Genomic DNA, 22,050 nt, shown 5'->3' on the forward strand with positions numbered 1-22,050 from the left:
GCAAAAATTTGCTCCCCATTGCACCAACGACGCCGCGTTAATCGCGTTTCGGCCGATGCTGCGTGTCGTCGGCCAATCCGGGTCATTACGGATACAGATCGCCGGTCATAGGATCTTTACATGCGGCGGAAACTCCGCCGGAACACCACCTGGAACTTCCGCTTCCCGCGCCGCCCACCCCCTCCCGACACCGCCGTTCCGCTGTTCACGGGCCCGCGACCACCTTCCCGTCGCCCCGTATTCCTATGCCGCACCATAAGGGTTCGGCACATATTCACCACGGGCACCGAATTCCACCGCGACGGTCGTTGCGAATTTAACGACCAGAGCCGGACGCATACCCCGCCACCGCCCCACCACCCCTCACTCCGCGTGCACACCCCTCCGGCCCAGCACCGCCCGCGTCGCCCGCCGAGGACGAGTAGGACGGAGTCGACGGATCGCGCGGAGGAATGGTGCGGAATGCAGATCGTGGTCGACCTCAACAGATGCCAGGGATACGCACAGTGCGTCTTCCTCGCGCCGCAGGTGTTCGAGCTGCACGGCGAGGAGGCGCTCCTCTACCACCCGACGCCCGACACCGAGCAGCACGAGCGCGTGCACCGGGCCGCCGCGGCCTGCCCGGTCCAGGCCATCCTCGTCGGCGAACAGGCCGGCGCCGACCCCGGCGAGGGGGCGATCACCGATGTCCGATGAGCTGAAGGAAGGCCGGATCGTCATCGTCGGCGCGTCCCTGGCCGGACTGCGCGCGGCCGAGAAACTGCGGGCCGAGGGCTTCATCGGAGAACTGACCCTGGTCGGGGACGAACCGCACCCGCCCTACGACCGCCCACCGCTGTCCAAACAGGTACTGCTGGGCCGGGTGCCCGCGGACACGGTCGGGCTGCCGGCCCGCCGACCGGTCGACGCGCAGTGGAAGCTGGGGGTGCGCGCCGCCGGACTGGACGCCATCGCCAGGGAGGTCCTGCTGGCCGACGGCGAACGACTGCCGTTCGACCGCCTGCTGATCACCACCGGCACCCGGGCCCGCCCCTGGCCCCACCCCGAAGAGGCCCGGCTGGACGGGGTGTTGACGCTCCGGACGAGGGACGAGGCCGGCACACTCGCCGAGCGCCTGGACGCCGGGCCGCGCCGCGTCCTGGTCATCGGGGCGGGGTTCACCGGCTCGGAGATCGCCTCCGCCTGCCGGGAACGCGGCCTGGAGGTCACGGTCGTCGAACGCGGCCCGGCACCACTGGTCGGCGCACTCGGCGGAGCGCTGGGCACGTTCGCCGCACGGCTGCAGCGCGCGCACGGCGTCGATCTGCGCTGCGGGGTGACCGTCATGTCGCTGACCGGCAGCGGCGGACGACTGACCGGCGCCGAGCTCTCCGACGGCAGCCGGATCGACGCCGACATCGCGGTGGTCGCACTGGGCGCCGTCCGCAACACCGAATGGCTGGCCGACTCAGGACTGGCCGCCGGCCCGCGCGGTGTGGCCTGCGACGCCGGCTGCCGGGTCTTCAACATGTACGGGATCGTCACCGACAACGTCTTCGTGGCCGGAGACGTGGCCCGCTTCCCGCACCCGCTCTTCGAGTACCAGATGCTCGCGCTGGAGCACTGGGGCAACGCCGTGGCCCAGGCGGAGATCGCGGCCCACAACATGGTCAACCCGGGACCGCTGCGGCGCCCGCACCTGGCGGTGCCCGCCTTCTGGTCCAGCCAGTTCGGCCTGAACATCAAGTCCGTCGGCGTACCGACCTTCTCCGACCACGTGACCATCGCCCAGGGCTCGGTCGAGGAGGCCCGGCTGGTGGTGGCGTACGGCTACCGCGGCCGGATCACCGCCGCGGTGAGCATCAACCGCACCAAGTGGCTGGACCACTACCAGCACCTGATCGAGACCGCGGCCCCCTTCCCCCCGGAACCGGGCGCCGCCGACCGACCCGGGGCCCCGCGCGTGGTGCCCTCCGACGTCCCGGACCCGAAGGTGCTCTCGCACGGCCCGACCGTCGCGCTGACGGGCCATCTGCCGGACCGGCGCCTGGTGTGGGTGCGACCGCCCGGCTGACCGACAGCCGGAACCCGCCCCACCACCCCGCCCCCTGCCCTTGACGAGGAGAGCCCCGCGCATGTCCACCGAGACCCTGCTGGAGCGGATCAACGCCTACGCGAGCCGCCCCGACCCCTACCCGCTCTACGCCGAACTCCGCGAGCACGGCGTGGCACGGCAGAACGACGGAAGCTACCTCGTCGGCACCTACCACGAGATCACCGCACTGCTGCACGATCCCCGCGTCAGCTCCGACACGCGCCACCGCACCGACCCCGACGACGTCCTGGCCAGAACGGGCGGGCTGCCGCCGTCCTTCATCGGCGTCGACGACCCCGAACACGACCGACTGCGCCGCCTGGCCATGCGCCCCTTCGGCCCGCCGCACTCGCCGTACCGCGTCGAGGAACTGCACACGGACATCGTGGAGATCGCCCGGGAGCTGATCGCGGGGCTGCGCGACCGCGACCGGATCGACATCGTGGACGACTTCGCCTACCCGCTGCCGGTCACCGTCATCTGCCGGCTGCTGGGCGTCCCCCAGGAGGACATGCCCGAACTCCGCGGCTGGACCAACACCATCATCGCCTCCCTGGACCGCTCCCCCGACGACGACCCGGCGGGGAGACGGCGCGCCGGTGTGGAGGCGCGGATGGCGATGGGCCAGTACCTGGGCGCGCTGGCCGACCGGCGACGGGAGCACCCGGCCGACGACATGATCTCCGCCCTGGTCCACGACGACGGACCCGACGGGCGGCTCACCCAGACCGAGTTGATGACCTCGCTGACCCTGCTGACGATCGCCGGGCACGAGACGACGGTCAACCTCATCACCAACGGCGTGCTCACCCTGCTGCGTTACCCGGAGGAGCTGACGCGGCTGCGCGCACAACCGGACCTGATGCCCTCGGCGGTGGAGGAACTGCTCCGCTACGAGCCGCCGGTCCACATGCTGCCGCAACGCACGCCGTTGACCGACATCGAGGTGGCGGGGGTGACCGTCCCCAAGGGCGCGCCGCTGTACCTGATGCTGGCGTCCGGCAACCGGGACCCGCTGCAGTTCCAGGACCCCGACCGCTTCGACCCCACCCGCCGGGACAACCAGCACTTCGGCTTCGGCGGCGGCATCCACAACTGCTTCGGCGCCCCCCTGGCCCGGGTGGAGACCCAGGTCGCGCTCACCGAGCTGCTCCACCACCTCCTCGACCCGCGCCTGGTCGAGGACCCGCCGCCCTACCGGCACAGCCCGATCCTGCGCGGGCCCCGGCACCTGCTGGTCTCACAGGGCACCGGGGCGTCAGCGGGCCGCTGAGTGCCCGTCAGGACCCGGACTCGGCCGTCGCGCCGGCGGACTTCCCACCGGCCGGCTGCTCTTCGAGGGTGAGGGTCAACCGCCCGTCCCCGACGTCGGCGAGAACGGTGTCACCAGGGTTGATGCTGCCTTCGAGGAGCATGTTGGAGAGCCGGTTGTCGATCTCGTTCTGGATCGTGCGGCGCAGCGGGCGGGCCCCGTACTCGGGCTGGTAACCACGGTTGGCCAGCCACTCCTTGGCGGATTCGGTCACCTCGAGGCCGATCTGCTGGGCGTGCAGCCGGCGCCGACTGCGCTCCAGCAGCAGATCGACGATCTCGACCAGGTCCTTGCGGGTCAGCGCGTGGAAGACGATGACCTCGTCGATGCGGTTGAGGAACTCCGGCCGGAAGTGCGCCTGGAGGTCGCCCATCAGCGCGTCGCGGATCTCGTCGACGGCCCCCTTGTGCGCCAGGATCCGCTGGGAGGCGATGTTGCTGGTCATGATGACGACGGTGTTGCGGAAGTCGACGGTCCGCCCCTGGGCGTCGGTGAGCCGCCCGTCGTCGAGCACCTGGAGCAGCAGGTTGAAGACGTCCGGGTGGGCCTTCTCGACCTCGTCGAAGAGGATGACGCTGTAGGGCTTGCGGCGCACGGCCTCGGTGAGTTGACCGGCTTCCTCGTAGCCGACGTATCCGGGCGGCGAGCCGACGAGGCGGGAGACGGTGTGCTTCTCCTGGAACTCGCTCATGTCGAAGCGGATCATCCGGTCGGGGTCGCCGAAGAGGAGGGCCGCAAGAGCCTTCGCCAGTTCGGTCTTGCCGACGCCGGTGGGCCCGAGGAAGAGGAAGCTGCCACTGGGGCGGTCGGGGTCGCTCATCCCGGCGCGGCTGCGGCGGACCGCCTGGGAGACCGCGGTGACCGCCTCGTCCTGGCCGATCACCCGCTCGTGCAGGGCGTCTTCGAGCTTCAGCAGCCGTTCGCGTTCGGTCTCGGTGAGCTGGGCGACGGGGATGCCGGTGCGGGCCGAGAGCACCTGGGCGATGTCCTCGGTGGTGACGCTGGCGGCCTGCTCGTGCTCCTCGCCGACGCCGGCGAGTTCCTCCTCCGCCTCCTGGATGCGTCCCTTGAGCTCGGCGGCGCGCTCATAATCCTCGGTACTGACCGCCTCGTCCTTCTCCCGGCGGAGCTTGGTCAGACGCTCCTCGATCTCGGTGCCCGGGCCGGGACCGTCGAGACTGCGCAGTCCGACCCGGGCACCTGCCTGGTCCATGAGATCGATGGCCTTGTCCGGCAGGAAGCGGTCGGTGAGGTAGCGGTCGGAGAGGGCGGCCGCGGCGTCCAGCGCCTCGTCGGTGAAACGCACCTGGTGATGGGCCTCGTAGGAGTCGCGCAGGCCGCGCAGGATCTCGACGGTCTCCGCCACGCTGGGCTCGGGCACCATCACCGGCTGGAAGCGGCGTTCGAGGGCGGCGTCCTTCTCGATGTGCTTGCGGTACTCGTCGATGGTGGTCGCGCCGACGACGCTGAGGTCGCCGCGGGCGAGCGCGGGCTTGAGGATGTTGCCGGCGTCCATGGAACCCTCGCCGCCGCCTCCGGCCCCGACGACGGTGTGGAGTTCGTCGAGGAAGAGGATGACGCCCTTCTCGGAGCGGGTGACCTCGTCGATCACCTTCTTGAGCCGTTCCTCGAACTCGCCCCGGTACTTGGACCCGGCCACCATTCCGGCCAGGTCCAGGGAGACCACCCGGCGGTTCCGGAGCGCCTTGGGCACCTCTTCGGCCACGATCCGCTGGGCGAGCCCCTCGACGATCGCGGTCTTGCCGACGCCGGGGTCGCCGATGAGGACCGGGTTGTTCTTGGTACGGCGGGAGAGCACCTCGACGGTCTGCTCGATCTCCTCGGCCCGGCCGACCACCGGGTCGAGTCTGCCGCCGCGCGCCTCGTCGGTGAGGTCCCGCCCGTACTCGTCCAGGGTCGGGGTCTCGCCGTGGCCGCCCTTCGCGGGCCGCCGGTCGCCGCCGGGTTCCCGTGCGCCCTCGGGGCGGAGGACCTGGGTGAGGCCCGAGCGGGGGTCTTCCAGGAGTGCGGCCAGGATGTGCTCGGGGCCGATGTAGGAGGCGCCGGCCGCCTGCGAGCGGGCGTGCGCGGCGAGCAGGGCGCGCTTGGCGGCCGGGGTGAGTGCGGGCTCCCCGTTGCCGGTGCCGGAGGGCAGGTGCCGGCCGATGTCCTCGGCCAGTGCGTCGGGGTCGGCGTCGGCCTGTTCCAGGAGGTGCCGGGAGGCCGGCACCTGGGTGGCGGCCCACAGCAGGTGGACGGTGTCGAGGTCGGCGCCGTCCTCGGCGGCGCGGCTGCCGGCCGCCGACAGGAGTTCGTGCGCGGAGTCGCTGAGCAGCCGCCCGATGGGGACGCGCTGGACGGCCGGCGGGGAGGCCGCCGGACTCGTGCCGAAGAAGCGGTTGAAGAGGTCGGAGAACGGGTCGCTGGACCCGAAAGGCGAAGTCGTCACCATGACCACCCGTCCGGCCGGACAGCGCCACGGTGGTGTGCTGCCTGCCGTAGTCGATTGCCCGTACCCGGACAATTCTTCGCCGGGCGGCCGCGCGCGGCGACTGGAGCCGCCGTCCGCCGCGGTAAATGAGGTGCCTCCCGCCGCCACGAACCGTAATATCCCCAACCGTTGAGTGGCACTTACTCGGGGAGGGAATTCCATGGTTCCGGAACTCGTCAGCATCTGGGTCGCGGGCTGGGTCGTCTCCCGTCAGCGCCCACCGGCGGTCAAGCACCCCTGGGGGTACTACATCGACGTGGGCCGCCCCGACCGGGTGGGCCGCCATGTGCTGCCCGATCCCGACGCATCCTCGGTGCGGGCCGCCACCTCGTCCGTCACCACCCCGCACACCTGGCTCACGCTGCCCGTGGAGGTGGAGACGGCGGAGCCCTGGCTCCCGGCGGGCTGGGTGGCGGACCGGGCCGAAACGGGACACCTGATGGCCACCGACCTGCGAGCCACCCACCCGACGACGCCCGACGGCTACCGCACGACCGTGGAACAGGCCGACGGCGTCACCTACGTCCGGGTCCACGACACCGACGGCGGACTCGCCGCGCGGGGCCAGATGGCCGTCCTGGGCCCGGCCACCGTCATCGACAAGGTCGTCACCGAAGAGGCCCACCGCCGACGCGGCCTGGGCAGCCTCGTGATGCGGACGCTCGCCGACCACGCCGTGTCCGAGGGCGCACACCTGGGCGTCCTGGGCGCGACCGACGCCGGCCGCGCCCTCTACGAGACGCTCGGCTGGCAGCGGCGCGCAGGGCTGGCGGACTGCGTCCACCGCCCGTAGCCGAGACCCCGGTCGACCGCGCCGGCAGGCATCCCGCCTCCCTCCGGGCACCGCCCCCACCCGCCCAACTCCGGTACCAGCGCACGCCGTCCGCGGATCACCGAAACCGGCCGGGCCGGGAAACGGACCCGGTTCGCGCACGGCGGGAACGCCTCCCTCCCCCAGGCCGACACCGAGGGCGGCGGCCGCACCATGCCGTCGATTCCGCTGCGCCGCCTCCACCGGGGAGGTGGTGACTGTCCATTAGCGGCGCAGCCGCCGAGCGCGACGTCCGGGACCCCTGCCAGGCAGTCGACCTGACGGGGCGCCCGGTGGGCGAGCCCGGGACCGCCGCACCGGGCACCACCCCAACGCCACCTTGGCCCTCTCACCCCGTGTCCGATTGATTACATTTATCCCATGTATCAGTCGGAGGACACTGCGCCGGCCCCCGGGCCCGCGACCGCGGTACTGACCGGGCTGGGGGCCTGGCTGCCGCCCCACGAGGTCACCAACGACGAACTCTGCGCCCACCTGGACACCTCGGACACCTGGATCCGCGAGCGGATCGGCATCTCCGTGCGGCACCGCGCGGACCCGAAGACAGCCACCGGCGACCTCGCGGCCGAGGCCGGCGCCCGGGCCCTGCGGTCCGCCGGCGTGACGGGGGCGGACGCGGTGGTGCTGGCCACCACCACGCCGGACCACCCGTGCCCGGCCACCGCCCCGGACGTCGCCGCCCGGCTCGGACTGGGCAACGTCGCGGCGTTCGACATCGCCGCCGGCTGCTCGGGCTTCCTGTACGCCACGACCGTGGCGGCCGGACTGATCCGATCGGGTACGGCCGGGCGGGTGCTGGTCATCGGCGCGGAGACGATGTCCGCCATCATCGACCCCGAGGACCGGAGCACCGCGCCGATCTTCGGGGACGGCGCGGGCGCCGCCGTCCTGGAGGCCGGCCGCCCCGGGCAGGCCGGCTCCTTGGGCGAGGTGGTGTGGGGCAGTGACGGCGCACGCACCGACGCCATCGTGATCCCGGTCGGCGGCGCACGGAACCGCGACGGCCGGGACGCCGCACCGAAGAGCGAACGCCACGTCCGGATGCGCGGCAACGAGGTGCTCCGACACGCAGTCCGCCGCATGACCACCGCCGCGAACCAGGCCGCAGCGGCGGCCGGTTGGGCCCCGAAGGACATCGACCGGCTGATCGTCCATCAGGCCAACGCCCGGATCAGCGCCGCCGTCTCCGAGGCACTGGGCATTCCGCCGGAGCGGGTGCCGTCGAACATCGCGGCGGTGGGGAACACCGCCGCCGCCTCGATCCCCCTGCTCCTGGCGGACGCCGCCGCCCACGGCACTCTCCGCCCCGGCCACCGCGTCCTGCTGGTCGCCTTCGGCAGCGGCCTGGCCTGGGCCGCCACCACACTGGTGTGGCCCGCCGGCCTCCGCCCCGAACGCTGACCGCACCGCCCCTCACCAGGGGCACCGCCCCAACGCTCCGTCCCCGTAAGGGAGTTGCCATGTACGACCAGCTGAAGGACATCCTCACCACCCGCGCCGGGCTGCCCGGCCGGCCGATCGTCCCGGAGGCGTCGCTGGCCGCCGCCGGCATCGACTCCATGGCCGTCACCGTGCTGTCCATGGTGCTGGAGGACGACCTGGGCCTGGTGATCGACGAGGACGAGCTGTCCGCGGCACCGTCCGTCGCCGCGCTCGCCGCGCTCATCGCCGACCGCGCCGCGGCCGCGCCCCTCCCGTCCACCGCGTAGCCGGGAGGCACGCCATGGCAACCATGGAGGCCGACGAACGCCTCATCCCCCTGTCCCTGCGGGACATGTCCTACGCCTGCCGGGTCCTCACCCCCCGGCATCCCTACGGCACCGAACCGCTCGTCCTGGTCGGCGGCGCCCTCCAGGACATGTACTCCTGGCCCCGCCTGGAACGCCGCCTCACCGCGCACACCACCCTGGTGCTGATGGACCTGCCGGGCACCGGGAGCGCCGACGACCTGGCCTCCTCCGCCGGCTTCGACGTCCTGGCCGAGGCCGCGCTGCACGCCATCGACCACCTCGAAGCGGACCGCGTCAACCTCCTCGGCGCCTCCTACGGCGCCCCCGTCGCCTACCGCCTGGCCCAGTCGCACCCGGACCGGATCGCCCGTCTCCTGCTCGCCGGCGCCACCCCCCGGGTCGGCCCCCGACTGACCGCGGTGGTCCGCCACGGCCTCGCGCTGATGGGAGCCGCGGACGCCCGACCGACCGACGAATCCGCCTGCCGCGCATACGCCCGCACCATCGTCGACATGCTCGTCAACGGCGCCACCCGGCACGAGGTCACCCAGGGCCCGGCGGCCGCCCGACTCCTGGAACGCCAGCTGATGCGGACGTCGCAGAGCGCCGCGCTGCGCTACGCCGCCTGCCACGAGCGCCTGTTGGACACCGACCTCTACCCGCCCGGCGGCATCACCGGCGTCCCCGCGCTGGTCTTCACCGGCGAACACGACTGCGCCAGTTCACCGGCCGAGAACCAGGCCGTCGCCGCCACCATCGAGGACTGCGTCTTCGTCCTCCTCCGCGACGCCGACCACATGGCCCATCTGGAGCGCGAGGCCGAGTACGCGGACCTGGTCACGCGCTTCCTGCGCGACCAATCCGTACGGGACCTCCCGTACTGCACCCCTGCCCCGGCGCCACGGCACCCCCGCGGTTAGGCACCGCGCACCTCACCCGTCCCTGCGTCACGAGGCGCCCGCGTCGCCGGCGCCGGTCGCGGCCGCCTCGTCCGCCTCGGCGGGGCGCCGCGGGCACCGGCCCTACCGCTCGGGGGCGAGCAGGCCCGTCAGCACGCGGCGAACGACGCGTGCGAAGCGGGCCCCGGTCCCGGCCGTGTGCGCGCCCCCGCCGGCCGGGCCGTCCGCCGCCCCGGCCGCCAGTGCCCGCGCCAGCAGCGGGTGCGTGCCCCGTTGGGCGACCGTTCCCAGGTAGGCAACCTGGGCCGCCTGACGGCCCGTTGGCGACCGGCGGGCGCGGAGTTCGACGCCGGAGAGCATGGCGACCAGGGCGTTGAGCACGGCCACCGTCTCCAGTTTGCCCGGCCCGGTCAGCCCCTCCACCGGCTCCAGTGCGCGCAGGGCGAACTCCAGGTAGTCCAGCCCCCGCGGCCCCACCCGTAGGGCCTCCGGCGCCACCTCCAGCAGCCAGGGATGCCGCAGATGGACCTCCTGCGTCCGGACGGCGAGCGCGACCAGGTCCGCCACCGGGTCCCCGGTCAGCGCGACTTCGAGGTCGATCTCCCCGGTGGCGGCGTCCACCATCAGGTCCACCAGGTCGTCCCGGCCGGCGACGTAGCGGTAGAGCGAGGCGGGCCCGGTGCCCAGTTCGCGGGCGACCTGCCGGAGGGAGACCGCGGCCAGCCCGCCCGCGTCGGCGAGCCCGATCGCGGCCTCGGTGAGCTGCTCGCGGCTCCGTTCGGGCGCGGGCCCCCGCGCACCGCGCTCGGGCCGCTCCCACACCAGCACCGCATCCCCCGCATCCGCCTCCGGATCCCGCTTGCCGGCCAACGCGCCTCACCTGCCCCTTCCGTCATCCGTTCCCTCGGTGATAAGCATAACCACGTAACCGCGAACACCGTTCGCAGTATTTTGACCGCAGCGGCACCGAGACGAAGGAACCGCAATGACCGGACCGGACACCCCACCGCAGACGGAGCAGCACCCGCCACACGAAGAGGCCCCCTCGACGGGATGGGGCCCGACCCGATGGGCCACCAACGGGGAAGTCCAGCTCGCCTACGACGAGTTGACGCCCGAAGGACTGCCACCCGGCCACCCCGAAGGAGAACCCCTGCTGCTGGTGACCGGACTGGGCGCCTCCCGGCGGTGGTTCCCCACCGGGCTGGCCCGGCTCCTGGCCGCCCAGGGCTTCGCGGTCGCCCGCTACGACCAGCGGGACGGAGGCGAGTCCACCCACCTGCCCCCCACCGCCACCACCAACCCCATCTCCTCCCTCCTCCGCAGACGCGGCGACGCCTACACCGCCGAGGACATGGCCGACGACGCCATCGCCGTGATGGACGCACTGGGCTGGGACTCCGCGCACCTCTACGGCCAGTCGCTCGGCGGCGCGGTCGCCCAGCGCATCGCACTGCGCCACCCCCGGCGCGTCCGCACCCTGACCACCGCATCGGCCGTCCCCGGGGACCTCGCCGGCCCGGCCACCCTGCGCCACGTCCGACTCCGCACCCTCGCCAGGCTCTCCCGCATGAGGTACCCGAGCACCCGCGAGGGCCATATCGACGCCGGTGTGGCGCTCGCCCGCCTCCTCTGCTCCCCCGCCCACCCCTTCGACGAGCAGGCCGTCCGTGCCCAACTCGCCGACGCCCCCGACCCCGGCATCGTCGACGCCCGCAGCCAGAGCCGCCAGATCGGCGCCCAATGGCGCGGCCCGACCATCGACCGCATCACCGCACCGACCCTCGTCCTGCACGGCCTGGACGACCCCCTCATCAAGCCGTCGGCGGGCCGCGCGACCGCCGCCCGCATCCCGGGCGCCCGCTTCGTCCCGCTCCCCGGGGTCGGCCACGAACTGCCGGAACGCGCATGGCACGACATCGCCCACCACATGCGCCAACTCGCCGACCACTGACCCGAACCAGGCACCGCCCGACGCCTCGACCACCACCTGCCGCCCGCCCAAAACGGCCACAACTCGCCCTGAGGGGAGAGCGGGTGGAGACGCGCATGAACCGGACGCAGCAGCCCCGTTTGACAGCGCCTACGGGAGCACCGACGTTGGGGGCGGGGCCAACCCCGTCGGACGGCCGACGGGCGAACGGGAGAGGTGGACGAGGATCGTGCAGCGCACGCCGGCCGACGGTGCCCCACGGCAGTTCATCCGCGAGAAGAAGGTCTACCTCCACCACTGCGACCCCGCGGGCGTCGTCTTCTTCGCGCAGTACCTGGTCTTCATGAACGAGATCGTCCAGGAGTGGTTCGAGGCCGGCCTGACCGTCGACTACCCCGAACTCCTCCTGGAGCGGCGCATCGGCATGCCGACCGCCCGCGTGGAATGTGACTTCCTCGCGCCGAGCACACTGGGCGACACCCTGCGCTTCACGTTGTCCGTGCAACGGACCGGCGAGAGCTCGTGCCACCTCCTGCTGGTCGGCACGGGCCCGGACCCCTCGGATGTCCGGGTGCGCATCAAGGCCATCCTGGTGTGCGCCTCCCTCGACTCCCACCGGTCGGTCCCGCTCCCCGACGACCTCCGCACCGCACTCCAGGACTGGCCGGCGACGGGCCTGAGCACCTGAAGGACTGTGCCGCGCCGGGCTGTGCCGGGCTGTGCCGCGCGAAACGGAAAGCGGGAGATCCGGGCGCCGTCAGCAACGTAGTTGATTCTTAACGGAGTTGGCTCACTACCGCGTGGTGGAACGGGCCGACCGCCACCCTGGCGCCCGGCTTCGCCACCCCTCCACTTCCCCTCCCCACCGTATGCACCTCGGCGCCACCACCGGACGGGCATCCTCAGGGAAGCGTGCTCTACTGCCGCAGCACCACCCCCGCCCTTCCGTTGCACGAAGGAGACTGCGCCCATGCCGCACCACCGGACGTCCGCCGACGCCTCCCCCACCCGGCCCGCTGCCGAACCCGACCGCCCGGCACCAAGCCGTAGGTGGTTACTGACCGGACTGGCCGCGGCGGCCCCGGCGGTACTCGCGGCCTGCGGCGGACGCAACGGAGCTGCCGCCGCCCTCAGTTCGCACGACTTCCGGAACGCCGCATCCGGGAAGTCCCCCGTCATCATGATCATCCGTCACGGCGAAAAGCCGGACAAGCATCACCCGGGCATCGATGAGCACGGCCACGAGGACCACAAGTCGCTCACGAAGCGGGGCTGGGACCGGGCCAACGCGCTGCCCAAGCTCTTCGACCCGCCGGCGGGGACGCCGCTCCCGGCCGGCATCGAGCGTCCGCGGACGATCTACGCCGCCACCGACCAGGGCCCGAACGCCGGCGCCCACCGGATGCGGCAGACCGTCACCCCGCTCGCCCAGCACATGGGTCTCAAGGTCAACACCGACCACGCGGAGACCGAGGAGGACGCCCTCGCGAAGGCCGCCCTCGCCGCCACCGGGCCCGTGCTGATCTGCTGGCAGCACAGCCGCATACCCGACATCGTCTCCGCGCTCGGCGCCTCCGACACCGATGTCCCCCACAAGTGGCCCGACCGCTTCGACCTGGTGTGGGTCTTCACCCAGAGCAAGGGCTCCTGGACCTTCCACAAGATCAACGAGCACCTCCTGCCCGGAGACGCCTGACAAGACCCCGACCCCGCGTACCGGCCTACGCATACGGTGAGTTGACGCCCCTTCGCCTCTCAACCCGTGGGTGGAGCCCGACGTTCCCCCCACGCTCCGATGCCCGACACCGCCGCCGACTGATGCAATGTCCTTACACCGGCACCCGATCCGGACGCGACAGAGAGAAGGCCGCGGCGACAGACACCACCACAGGCATCAGGACGGTCTCAGGAGTGGGCTCAAAGGCGGGCTCAGAGAGGGGCCCGGAGGCGGGCTCACACGCAGGTGAGGAGACAAGCGCTCGCCGCGGTGCGTGACGGCGGACGTCCAACGATTGTTGGGGAGGAGAGACAGCGACAGGAAGCGGGGGCTTCCCTCGCACACCCACCACACACCACGGGGAGCGCAGTATGTCGGAAAAGGTGTCACACCCACTCTTCGCACGGCTCTACCCACGCATCAGCGCCTATGCGGACGCCCATGGTTCGCGCGAACACCGCCGGGAACTGCTCGCGGGCGCCCGGGGCAGCGTGGTGGAGATCGGCGCGGGGATCGGGACGAACTTCCGGCACTATCCGACGGAGGTGGAGCAGGTGATCGCGGTGGAGCCCGAGCCCAGGCTGCGGAGCCTCGCCGTGCGGGCGGCATCGACGGCACGGGTACCGGTAGACGTGCGGCCGGGCCGTGCGGAGCGGCTGCCGCTCGACGACGCGAGCGTGGACGTGGCGGTCGCCTCACTCGTGCTGTGCACCATCGCGGACGTCCCCGCCGCGCTCGCCGAGGCGCGACGGGTCCTGAAGCCGACCGGCGAACTGCGCTTCTACGAACACGTCCGGGCACAGGAGCCGCACGCCTACCGGCGACAGCGGATACTCAACCCGCTGTGGCGACTGTTGGGAGGAGGATGCAACGTCACTCGGGACACGGAAGCCGCCCTCCGGACGGCGGGCTTCACGATCGAGACCGTGCGGCGGTTCGACTTCTGCCCCGGCGGACGACCGACTCCGGCATCCCCCTCGATCATCGGGACCGCACGCCCGACCGGTGACGGCTGACCAACGGCCGCCATGGCCACGGGGGTTCCCCGCCCGTGATGAGGGAGGCGGGGGCGCGGGGTGGTCGGTGGGCGGCGGGGTGCCCCTGGGAATGCCTCCGAGGGGCAACCCGCTCCTCAAGCCGGGCAGGAAAGCGCCGACGATCCCTCAGCCCTGGTCCACACCGTCTGCTGGGTGCGGAAGCAGGGGGAACAGCCGGGTGATGAGAGCCACCGGTCGAGCGTCATCGGGCCGGGCCAGGGGGCGTTGTTCGCGGTCCTGGTAGGGCTTGAGCGCCTGTCGGATGACGTTCGCGACCCGACTCATCTCCTCAGGTGTCAGATAGGCGACGGCGCTGAACGCCTCGTCGTGGCGCCATGCGGACGGCGCGGCATCCCGCCGGGCCAGCCACCGCTGCCAACTCTCGTCCTCCAACCCGCGGGCCAGTTCGCCGAACTGCGTCTCCATAGACCTGTCGGCCCCAGGGGTGCACTGCGTCAGACGCCAGGGACGCGCGCGGCCCCCGTTGTGGGGGGCCTCTTCGATGTATCCGTGACGTGCGAGCTGCCGTAGGTGGAACGAGCAGAGGCCGGAGCTGTAGCCCAGCCGGGAGGCGGCCTCGGTCGCCGTGACGGTACCGACTTCGGCGAGCAGATCCAGCAAGGCCGTGCGGACTTCGTGCTCGCGCAGCGCTTCTCCGGTGCCGGCTGCCTGTTCGTCCTGGGAGTTGACGTCATCTTCAGTCACTTTGCAAAGTCTGCTACTTTGCAAAGCCCTTGGCAAGCAGGACGTCCTTGCCGAAGTCATCAGCTGCGGTGGCCTCCGCGGCCTCTGCGGCGTGCGCAAGAGGGAGTCAGCCATGTCTGTTCGTCACGAGCGATCCCGTCCCGTCGGCCGGCGAGTCCGGGTGCAAGGCCGCCCCGTGGACACCTATCCGGCTCTGCCGACGGAGGCGGAAAGGGGCTCGGTCCGCAGGGTCACGGTGGTGGGTGAGGAGGTGCTGAGCCGTCCGTGCCGGGAGGTGACCGAGTTCGGGACTCCGGAATTGTCGGCGTTGATCGACGACATGTTCCTGACCATGCAGGTGGCCGACGGTGCCGGCCTGGCCGCCAACCAAGTGGGCGTCGACCTGCGGTTGTTCGTGTACGACTGCCCGGACGACCAGGGGATCCGGCATGTCGGTCACCTCATCAACCCGGTTCTGGACCTGCCCGAACCAGGCAGTCGGCGCCTGGTCGACGACGTCGAGGGCTGCCTGTCCGTCCCCGGTGCCGCCATGGCGGTACCCCGCACCGACCACGCTGTCGCCCGTGGATTCGACAAGGACGGCAACCCCCTTGTCATCGAGGGGCAGGGGTACTTCGCCCGGTGTCTGCAGCACGAGACCGATCACCTCATGGGCCACACGTATCTCGATCGGCTCGCCAAGCGGGACCGCAAGGAGGCACTGCGGCAGATGGCAGACCGCCGGGAGGATGTCTTCGCCCAACGCGCGGTCAAGGCAGCCGGTTTGGGGCACTGAGACCCTGCGTTCCCCCAGGGGCGGCATCCGCAGGAGTCATGTACAGCCCCGCCTCACCCCAAAGCCCGGTCCAGGTTGAACGCGGCGCTGATCAGGGCGAGGTGGGTGAATGCCTGGGGGAAGTTGCCGATCTGTTCGCCGGTGTGGCCGATCTCCTCGGCGTAGAGGCCGACGTGGTTGGCGTAGGTGAGCATCTTCTCGAAGGCGAGCCGGGCCTCGTCCACCCGGCCGGCGCGGGAGAGCGCCTCGACGTACCAGAACGAGCAGATGGAGAAGGTGCCTTCCTCGCCGCGCAGTCCGTCGGGGCTGTGCTTGGGGTCGTAGCGATAGACCAGGGAGTCGGAGACGAGTTCTCCGCCGAGCGCGTCCAGAGTGGAGAGCCACTTCGGGTCGGTCGGCGAGATGAACTTGGCGAGCGGCATCATCAGGACGGCGGCGTCCAGGACGTCGGCGCCTTCGTGTTGGACGAACGCCTGGCGTTCGCTGGACCAGCCGCGCTGCATGATCCGCCGGTAGATCGCATCGCGCGCCTGCGACCAGCGGGGCATGTCGGCGGGCAGGCCGCGGTGGCGGGCGATGCGCATCGCCCGTTCGATGGCGACCCAGCACATCAGCTGCGAGTAGAGGAAGTTCTGGATCTTGCCGCGAGTCTCCCAGATGCCTTCGTCCGGCTGGTCCCAGTTGCCGCACACCCAGTCCACCAGACCGCAGATGGTGTCCCAGTAGTCACTGGAGAGCGGCTGACCCCATTTGTCGTAGAGGTAGAGGGAGTCGATGAGGGCGCCGTAGATGTCGAGTTGGAGCTGGTTGACGGCGTTGTTGCCGATGCGGACCGGGGCCGACCCCAAGTGGCCTTCCAGATGCGAGAGTTCCTCTTCGGGAAGTTCGCTGCGGCCGTCGATGCCGTACATGATCTGGAGCGGGCCGTGGGCGCACCCCTTCATGCAGACCTTCGAGGAGAGGAAGTGCACGAAGGACTCCGCTTCGTCGGTGAAGCCGAGGCGGAGCAGCGCGTAGATGCAGAAGGCGGCGTCCCGGACCCAGGCATAGCGGTAGTCCCAATTGCGCTCGCCGCCGATCTGCTCGGGCAGGCTGGTGGTGGGCGCGGCGACGATGGCGCCGGTCGGCGCGTAGGTGAGCAGTTTGAGGGTGAGCGCGGAGCGGTGCACCATCTCCCGCCAACGCCCGCGGTAACGGGAGTGCGAGAGCCAGCGGCGCCAGTAGCGCACGGTGGCCTCGAAGAGCTGCTCGGCCTCCCGGACGGCGCAGAACCGCGGTTCGAGGCCCTGCCCGACCCGGTCCAGCGCGAAGACGGCGGCCTCGCCCTCGGCGAGGGTGAAGGAGGCGTGCACGTCCGGTCCGTCGAGGTCGACGGGCACGCTGGAGGTGAGCGCGAGGGAGAGTTCCGGTGAGTCGAAGACGGTCAGACCCTGGTCGTGGCTGGTGACGGTGTGCGTCTGCCGGCCGTAGTCGAAGCGGGGTGCCACGCGCACGTGGAACGGGAGGGAACCGCGGACGCAGAGCACGCGCCGGATCAGCCGGTGCCGGTCCGCTTCGCGGGAGTCACCGACGATGGGCATGAAGTCCTGGACCTCGCCGACGCCGTTGTCCGCGAAGAAACGGGTGATGAGGATGTTGGTGTCCGGGAAGTAGAACTGCTTGGTGCGGGCCGGCACGTCGGGGGCGAGTTCGAAGGCCCCGCCGCGGTCGGCGTCCAGGATGGCGGCGAAGACGCTGGGGGCGTCGAAACGGGCGCAGCAGTACCAGTCGATGGTGCCGTTGGTGCCGACGAGGGCGGCGGTGCGCATGTCGCCGATCAGACCGTGTTCGGCGATCGGGACGTAGCGGGGGGCGTCGGCCCTGCTGGGGCGAAGGCTCACGGCGGGCGCCGTCTGGAGCCCCGGTTGCATCGTCATCGGACCTCCCCTGCGCTGGGGGAACGAGCAGGAGCAGTGGATTCAGGCTACCTCCGGGCGGCCCACCGTCGCCCGTCCGCGATCGGCGTGCACGGGGAAGCCCTGGCCAGGCCGTAAGAGAGGCGCAAATTCCGTCGGCGGCCGGGGCCGCGCGAGGGGACGAGGGCCTAGATTCGGTGCCGGCCGGGAGACGGCCGTGGACGGCGGACGCGCAGGTCGGCGGCGGTCTCATGCCCCCATGTCAACGCCCCTGTACCTGCGTGCCCGGGCCCTGTGTGCCTGGAGTTCCGGGACGGACGTCTCCCTGGCCCCTCCCCCGTGTCCACTGCTCCAGGAAGCCTGCGATGCCTGTTGCCCCGTCCCGCGTCCCCCTCCCGGAGCACGGCAGAGAGGGCGTCCCCGTCCATGGTGCCGCCGGGTCCGGTGGCCACCGCCGACGGCACCGGGCCTCGGCCGGGTTGTTCGATCCGCGGGTGCTGCTGACGGCCCTGCCGGAGGCCCTGCGCAAACTGCATCCGCGGTCGCTGGCCCGCAATCCGGTGCTGTTCGTCGTCGCCTGCGGTTCGCTGCTGACGACGTTGTCCGCGGTGCTCTATCCGTCGGTGTTCAGCTGGGTGATCAGTGGGTGGCTGTGGCTGACGGTGCTGTTCGCGCAGCTCGCGGAGGCGGTCGCCGAGGGGCGGGGCCGGGCCCAGGCGGCCTCGCTGCGCCGGGCCCGGACGGATCTCATGGCACGGCGGCTGCGGGACAACTGGCGGGTGGGCGTGCACCTCGACAGTGCGGTCACCGAGCTGGTGCCGGCGTCCGATCTGCGGCCGTTCGACTTCGTACTGGTCGCGGCGGGCGAGCCGGTGCCGGCGGACGGCGAGGTGGTCGAGGGCGTGGCCAGCGTCGACGAGTCGGCGGTGACGGGCGAGTCGGCGCCGGTGCTGCGTGAGGCCGGCGGCGACCGCTCCGGAGTGACCGGCGGCACCACGGTGCTCTCGGACCGGATCGTGGTGCGGGTGACCTCGCGCTCCGGGCACTCGTTCCTGGACCGGATGATCGCCCTGGTGGAGGGCGCCGCGCGACAGCGGACACCGAACGAGATCGCACTGCACATCCTGCTGGCCGCGCTCACCATCGTGTTCATCCTGGTGGTGGTGACGCTCCAGCCGATGGCCTCGTATGCGGGGGCGGCCCAGCAGACGGCGGTGCTGGTGGCGCTGCTGGTGACGTTGATCCCGACGACGATCGGCGCGCTGCTGTCGGCGATCGGCATCGCGGGGATGGACCGACTGGTCCAGCGGAACGTGGTGGCCATGTCCGGCCGCGCGGTGGAGGCCGCGGGCGACATCAACACCCTGTTGCTCGACAAGACGGGGACGATCACACTCGGTCACCGGGAGGCGGTGGCGTTCGTGCCGATGCCGGGGCGCGACGAGCTGGCGCTCGCGGATGCCGCGCAGCTGTCGTCGCTGGCGGACGGCACGCCGGAGGGGCGTTCGGTGGTGGCGCTGGCCCGGGAGAAATACGGGTTGGAGGCGCCGGCGGAGGAGGAGCTGGCGTTCGTGCGGTATGTGGCGTTCAGCGCGCGGACGCGGATGAGCGGGGTGGATCTGCGGTGGGCGGACGGTTCGGAGCCGCCGGACGCGCAGGGGACCGGGCCGGGCGGCCGGTCCGGATATCCGGGTGAGGTGGTGATCCGCAAGGGCGCGGCCGCGCAGATCATCGAGTGGATGACGCAGCTGGGCGGCGAAGTGCCCGCGGAGGCACGGCTGTTCAGCGACGCGATCAGCGCGGCCGGCGGCACGCCGCTGCTGGTGGCGATGGAGGACCGGCAGGGGCCGCGGCTGTTGGGCGTGGTGCATCTGAAGGACGTGGTCAAGGAGGGGATTCGGGAACGGTTCGCCGAACTGCGTCAGATGGGCATCCGGACAGTGATGGTCACGGGCGACAACCCGCTCACCGCCCGGGCGATAGCCCAGGAGGCCGGGGTGGACGACTACCTGGCGGAGGCCACCCCGGAGGACAAGCTGGCGCTGATCGTCCGGGAGCAGACGGGCGGGCGGCTGGTGGCGATGACCGGCGACGGGACCAACGACGCGCCCGCGCTGGCACAGGCGGACGTCGGAGTGGCGATGAGCACCGGCACATCCGCCGCCCGGGAGGCCGGGAACATGGTCGATCTCGACTCCAATCCCACCAAGCTGATCGAGATCGTCGAGGTCGGCAAGCAACTGCTCATCACCCGTGGGGCGTTGACGACCTTCTCGATCACGAATGACGTGGCGAAGTACTTCGCGATCATTCCGGCGATGTTCGCAGGGGTGTATCCGGGACTGGGCGCGCTGAACGTGATGCAGCTGCACAGCCCGACATCGGCGATCGCCTCGGCGATCATCTTCAACGCGCTGGTGATCGTCGCGCTGATTCCGCTGGCACTGCGCGGAGTGCGGTACCGGCCGGCCTCCGCACACGACCTGTTGCGCCGGAACCTGGCGTTCTTCGGCCTGGGCGGCCTGGTGGCACCGTTCCTCGGGATCAAGCTGATCGACCTGGTGATCTCGGGGATTCCGGGGCTGGGCTGACGGACCGGTCGCCGGAAGGGCCGGCGGTCAGCCGACGTGGACGCGGGGGCGTCGGCTGCGGTCCGGTTCGGCCTCGCGCAGCACTTCCCGGGTGACCGGGGCGACTTCACCCTGACCGAAGAGGAAGTAACGGAGGAACTGGGCGAACGGATTGCCCTCGGTCCATTCGAAGTAGATGTGCGGACGTTGCCCGGTGGTGTCGCGTACATGGAGCAGAAGCGCGGCAAGGGAGTTGGAGACCGCGGCGCTCTCCAGGCTGAGGACGCGGTAGCGGTCGTGCACGACGTGGCCGTGGACATGGAGTTCGCATTCGAACTCCGAGGGGTCGCGGATGGTCACCTCGACGAACACCAGGTCGTCCTCGGCCGGGATGTCGTTGTCGGCGCGGACCTGATGGGCCTTGTCGCGGTATTCGGCGAGGTCGCCGCGGTGCGGTTCGTTGGCGATGAAACGGATACGGCGTTGGGCGATGTCGCGGACGAAGCGTTCGGCGGTGGTGTCGAGGAAGACATCGGTGACGCGGAGCTCGAAGGCACGGGCAAGGCGCGAGGTGAAGGAGAGCAGGATGATGCCGGTGATGAAACAGGCGCCGATCTTCACCCCGTCGGGCCGCTCGATGACATTGGTGACGGTGGTGTAGAGGAACACCACCGAGATCACCGCGAATCCGACGGTCCAGCGGTGCTGCCCGGCCCGGTGCGAGGCGATGGTGACGGCGATCGAGGCGGAACTGATGAGGACCAGGACGCCGGTGGCGTAGGCGCCGCCCTGCGCGTCGACATCGGCGTTGAAGATCCAGGTGACGAGGAACGCGACCGCCGTGAAGACCAGCACCATGGGGCGGACGGCACGGGCCCAGTGCGGCGCCATGCCGTAGCGCGGCAGGTACTGCGGCATCAGGTTGAGCAGCCCGGCCATGGCGGAGGCACCGGCGAACCAGAGGATGGCGATGGTGGAGACGTCGTAGACGGTGCCGAAGGCGGAGCCGAGGTACTGGTGCGCCAGATAGGCCAGGGCGCGGCCGTTGGCCGCTCCGCCGGGCCGGAAGGCCGCGGCCGGGATGAGGAGGGTGGTGACGAAGCTGGTGATGATGAGGAAGATGCTCATGATGACGGCGGCGGTGGTCAGCAGCTTCTTCGCGCCCCGGATCCGGCCGGTGGGATGTGCCTCGGTGTCGTCGGGGTCGCCCTCGATGTGTGGCATGACCGCGACGCCGGTTTCGAACCCGGAGAGGCCGAGGGCCAGTTTCGGGAAGACCAGGAGGGCCACCGCGATCATGCCCGCGATGCTCCCGTGCTGGGTCGTCAACGCACTGGACCAGTCGGTGACGACATGCTCGGCGGTGACGACATGCCAGACGCCGACGAGCGCGACGACCGCGTTGAGCGCGAGGTAGATGCCGACGAGGACGAGCGCCACACCGATCGCTTCCAGGAACCCTTTGAGGAAGACCGCACCGAGCAGCGCGATGAGAACCAGCGTGATGACCATCTGACGGCCCTGGAGCACGCTGTGGACGTGGGGGTTCTCCACGAGGTGGGTGGCGGCGTCGGCGGCGGAGAGGGTGATGGTGATCAGGAAGTCGGTGGCCGCGAAGCCCAGCAGGGTGAGGACGAACAGCTTGCCCTTCCAGAAGGACAGCAGGCGTTCGAGCATGGCGATGGAGCCCTGGCCGTGGGGACTCTCGGTGGCGACACGGCGGTAGACGGGGAGTGCACCGGCGAGGGTGACCGCGACGAGGACGAGCGTGGCGATGGGCGAGAGAAGACCGGCGGCGAGGGCGGCGATGCCCGGCTGGTAGCCGAGGGTGGAGAAGTAGTCGACGCCCGTCAGGCACATCACACGCCACCAGCGTTGCCCGCGGTGGACGGTTTGAGGGGTGGTGCGCTGCTCCGGCGCACCCATGTCGGCGAGCCCCTGGAGCATCCAGGCACGGAGGCGGTGCCGCACGGTGGTCCTGGCAGCACCGGCAGGGGCGGAGGCGGCCATCGTGTGCTCCTGTCGTACACCGAAAGGATCCGGCCATCGTTACGGCGGCGGGCTCAGCGTACGCACATCC

18 protein-coding genes are annotated in these 22,050 nt (G+C 71.2%); 13 read left to right on the forward strand and 5 right to left on the reverse strand.

All coding sequences use genetic code 11. The annotated features are described in order from the left end of the window. Positions 1 to 462 precede the first annotated feature (462 nt). From ACIQE0_RS21135 to ACIQE0_RS21145, 3 genes are all read left to right on the forward strand, one after another. On the forward strand, positions 463 to 696 hold the full coding sequence (locus ACIQE0_RS21135; protein WP_366333651.1) for a ferredoxin: 234 nt from the start codon (positions 463 to 465) through the stop codon (positions 694 to 696). After that, entirely contained in the window at positions 686 to 2,053 is a 1,368-nt protein-coding gene (locus tag ACIQE0_RS21140) for an NAD(P)/FAD-dependent oxidoreductase (protein ID WP_402334353.1), read from the forward strand. Before ACIQE0_RS21135 ends, ACIQE0_RS21140 begins: the two co-directional genes overlap by 11 nt. A gap of 61 nt (positions 2,054 to 2,114) precedes the next feature. Continuing rightward, positions 2,115 to 3,347: a cytochrome P450 gene (locus ACIQE0_RS21145; protein ID WP_402334356.1), complete on the forward strand. Its 1,233-nt coding sequence runs from the start codon at positions 2,115 to 2,117 to the stop codon at positions 3,345 to 3,347. 7 nt (positions 3,348 to 3,354) lie between these two features. Here the strand turns inward: ACIQE0_RS21145 and ACIQE0_RS21150 are convergent, their stop codons facing one another. Further along, entirely contained in the window at positions 3,355 to 5,838 is a 2,484-nt protein-coding gene (locus ACIQE0_RS21150) for an ATP-dependent Clp protease ATP-binding subunit (protein ID WP_402334358.1), read from the reverse strand. Between the two features lie 199 nt (positions 5,839 to 6,037). Between ACIQE0_RS21150 and ACIQE0_RS21155 the strand changes: the two genes are divergently transcribed. The 4 genes from ACIQE0_RS21155 (at position 6,038) to ACIQE0_RS21170 (ending at position 9,359) form a co-directional block, all read left to right on the forward strand. Next, the gene (locus tag ACIQE0_RS21155; protein WP_402334360.1) at positions 6,038 to 6,670 is read left to right on the forward strand and encodes a GNAT family N-acetyltransferase; all 633 of its coding nucleotides are present in this window, start codon (positions 6,038 to 6,040) and stop codon (positions 6,668 to 6,670) included. Between the two features lie 399 nt (positions 6,671 to 7,069). After that, a complete protein-coding gene (locus tag ACIQE0_RS21160) occupies positions 7,070 to 8,110 on the forward strand; it encodes a beta-ketoacyl-ACP synthase III (RefSeq protein WP_402334363.1) in 1,041 nt (346 codons plus the stop codon). 59 nt (positions 8,111 to 8,169) lie between these two features. Next, positions 8,170 to 8,418 carry an acyl carrier protein gene (locus ACIQE0_RS21165; RefSeq protein WP_366333663.1) on the forward strand — a complete coding sequence of 83 codons (249 nt, stop codon included), beginning with the start codon at positions 8,170 to 8,172 and terminating at the stop codon, positions 8,416 to 8,418. 14 nt (positions 8,419 to 8,432) lie between these two features. Further along, positions 8,433 to 9,359 carry an alpha/beta hydrolase gene (locus ACIQE0_RS21170; protein WP_366333665.1) on the forward strand — a complete coding sequence of 309 codons (927 nt, stop codon included), beginning with the start codon at positions 8,433 to 8,435 and terminating at the stop codon, positions 9,357 to 9,359. 102 nt (positions 9,360 to 9,461) lie between these two features. On the opposite strand, the gene ACIQE0_RS21175 is transcribed toward ACIQE0_RS21170, so the two are convergent. Beyond that, positions 9,462 to 10,208, reverse strand: a complete 747-nt coding sequence (locus tag ACIQE0_RS21175) for a TetR/AcrR family transcriptional regulator (protein WP_402334367.1) — start codon at positions 10,206 to 10,208, stop codon at positions 9,462 to 9,464. Positions 10,209 to 10,323: 115 nt separating this feature from the next. Between ACIQE0_RS21175 and ACIQE0_RS21180 the strand changes: the two genes are divergently transcribed. From ACIQE0_RS21180 to ACIQE0_RS21195, 4 genes are all read left to right on the forward strand, one after another. Continuing rightward, on the forward strand, positions 10,324 to 11,292 hold the full coding sequence (locus tag ACIQE0_RS21180; protein WP_402334370.1) for an alpha/beta fold hydrolase: 969 nt from the start codon (positions 10,324 to 10,326) through the stop codon (positions 11,290 to 11,292). Between the two features lie 208 nt (positions 11,293 to 11,500). Then, the gene (locus ACIQE0_RS21185; RefSeq protein WP_402334373.1) at positions 11,501 to 11,959 is read left to right on the forward strand and encodes an acyl-CoA thioesterase; all 459 of its coding nucleotides are present in this window, start codon (positions 11,501 to 11,503) and stop codon (positions 11,957 to 11,959) included. 282 nt (positions 11,960 to 12,241) lie between these two features. After that, positions 12,242 to 12,967, forward strand: a complete 726-nt coding sequence (locus ACIQE0_RS21190) for a hypothetical protein (protein WP_402334376.1) — start codon at positions 12,242 to 12,244, stop codon at positions 12,965 to 12,967. Positions 12,968 to 13,359: 392 nt separating this feature from the next. Beyond that, the gene (locus ACIQE0_RS21195) at positions 13,360 to 14,004 is read left to right on the forward strand and encodes a class I SAM-dependent methyltransferase (protein WP_402334379.1); all 645 of its coding nucleotides are present in this window, start codon (positions 13,360 to 13,362) and stop codon (positions 14,002 to 14,004) included. A gap of 147 nt (positions 14,005 to 14,151) precedes the next feature. On the opposite strand, the gene ACIQE0_RS21200 is transcribed toward ACIQE0_RS21195, so the two are convergent. Further along, positions 14,152 to 14,730, reverse strand: coding sequence for a winged helix-turn-helix domain-containing protein (locus ACIQE0_RS21200; protein ID WP_402334381.1), 579 nt, complete (start codon positions 14,728 to 14,730; stop codon positions 14,152 to 14,154). Between the two features lie 112 nt (positions 14,731 to 14,842). Between ACIQE0_RS21200 and def the strand changes: the two genes are divergently transcribed. After that, entirely contained in the window at positions 14,843 to 15,505 is a 663-nt protein-coding gene (gene def / locus ACIQE0_RS21205; RefSeq protein ID WP_402334384.1) for a peptide deformylase, read from the forward strand. A gap of 53 nt (positions 15,506 to 15,558) precedes the next feature. Here the strand turns inward: def and ACIQE0_RS21210 are convergent, their stop codons facing one another. Next, entirely contained in the window at positions 15,559 to 17,415 is a 1,857-nt protein-coding gene (locus ACIQE0_RS21210) for a glycoside hydrolase family 15 protein (protein ID WP_402334738.1), read from the reverse strand. 350 nt (positions 17,416 to 17,765) lie between these two features. Between ACIQE0_RS21210 and kdpB the strand changes: the two genes are divergently transcribed. Continuing rightward, a complete protein-coding gene (gene kdpB, locus ACIQE0_RS21215; protein ID WP_402334387.1) occupies positions 17,766 to 19,991 on the forward strand; it encodes a potassium-transporting ATPase subunit KdpB in 2,226 nt (741 codons plus the stop codon). A 27-nt stretch (positions 19,992 to 20,018) separates the two neighbouring features. On the opposite strand, the gene ACIQE0_RS21220 is transcribed toward kdpB, so the two are convergent. Beyond that, entirely contained in the window at positions 20,019 to 21,980 is a 1,962-nt protein-coding gene (locus ACIQE0_RS21220; protein ID WP_402334390.1) for an amino acid transporter, read from the reverse strand. Positions 21,981 to 22,050 lie beyond the last annotated feature (70 nt).

Origin of the sequence: Streptomyces sp. NPDC093097 (assembly GCF_044754325.1) — a bacterium.
Lineage (GTDB): Bacteria > Actinomycetota > Actinomycetes > Streptomycetales > Streptomycetaceae > Streptomyces.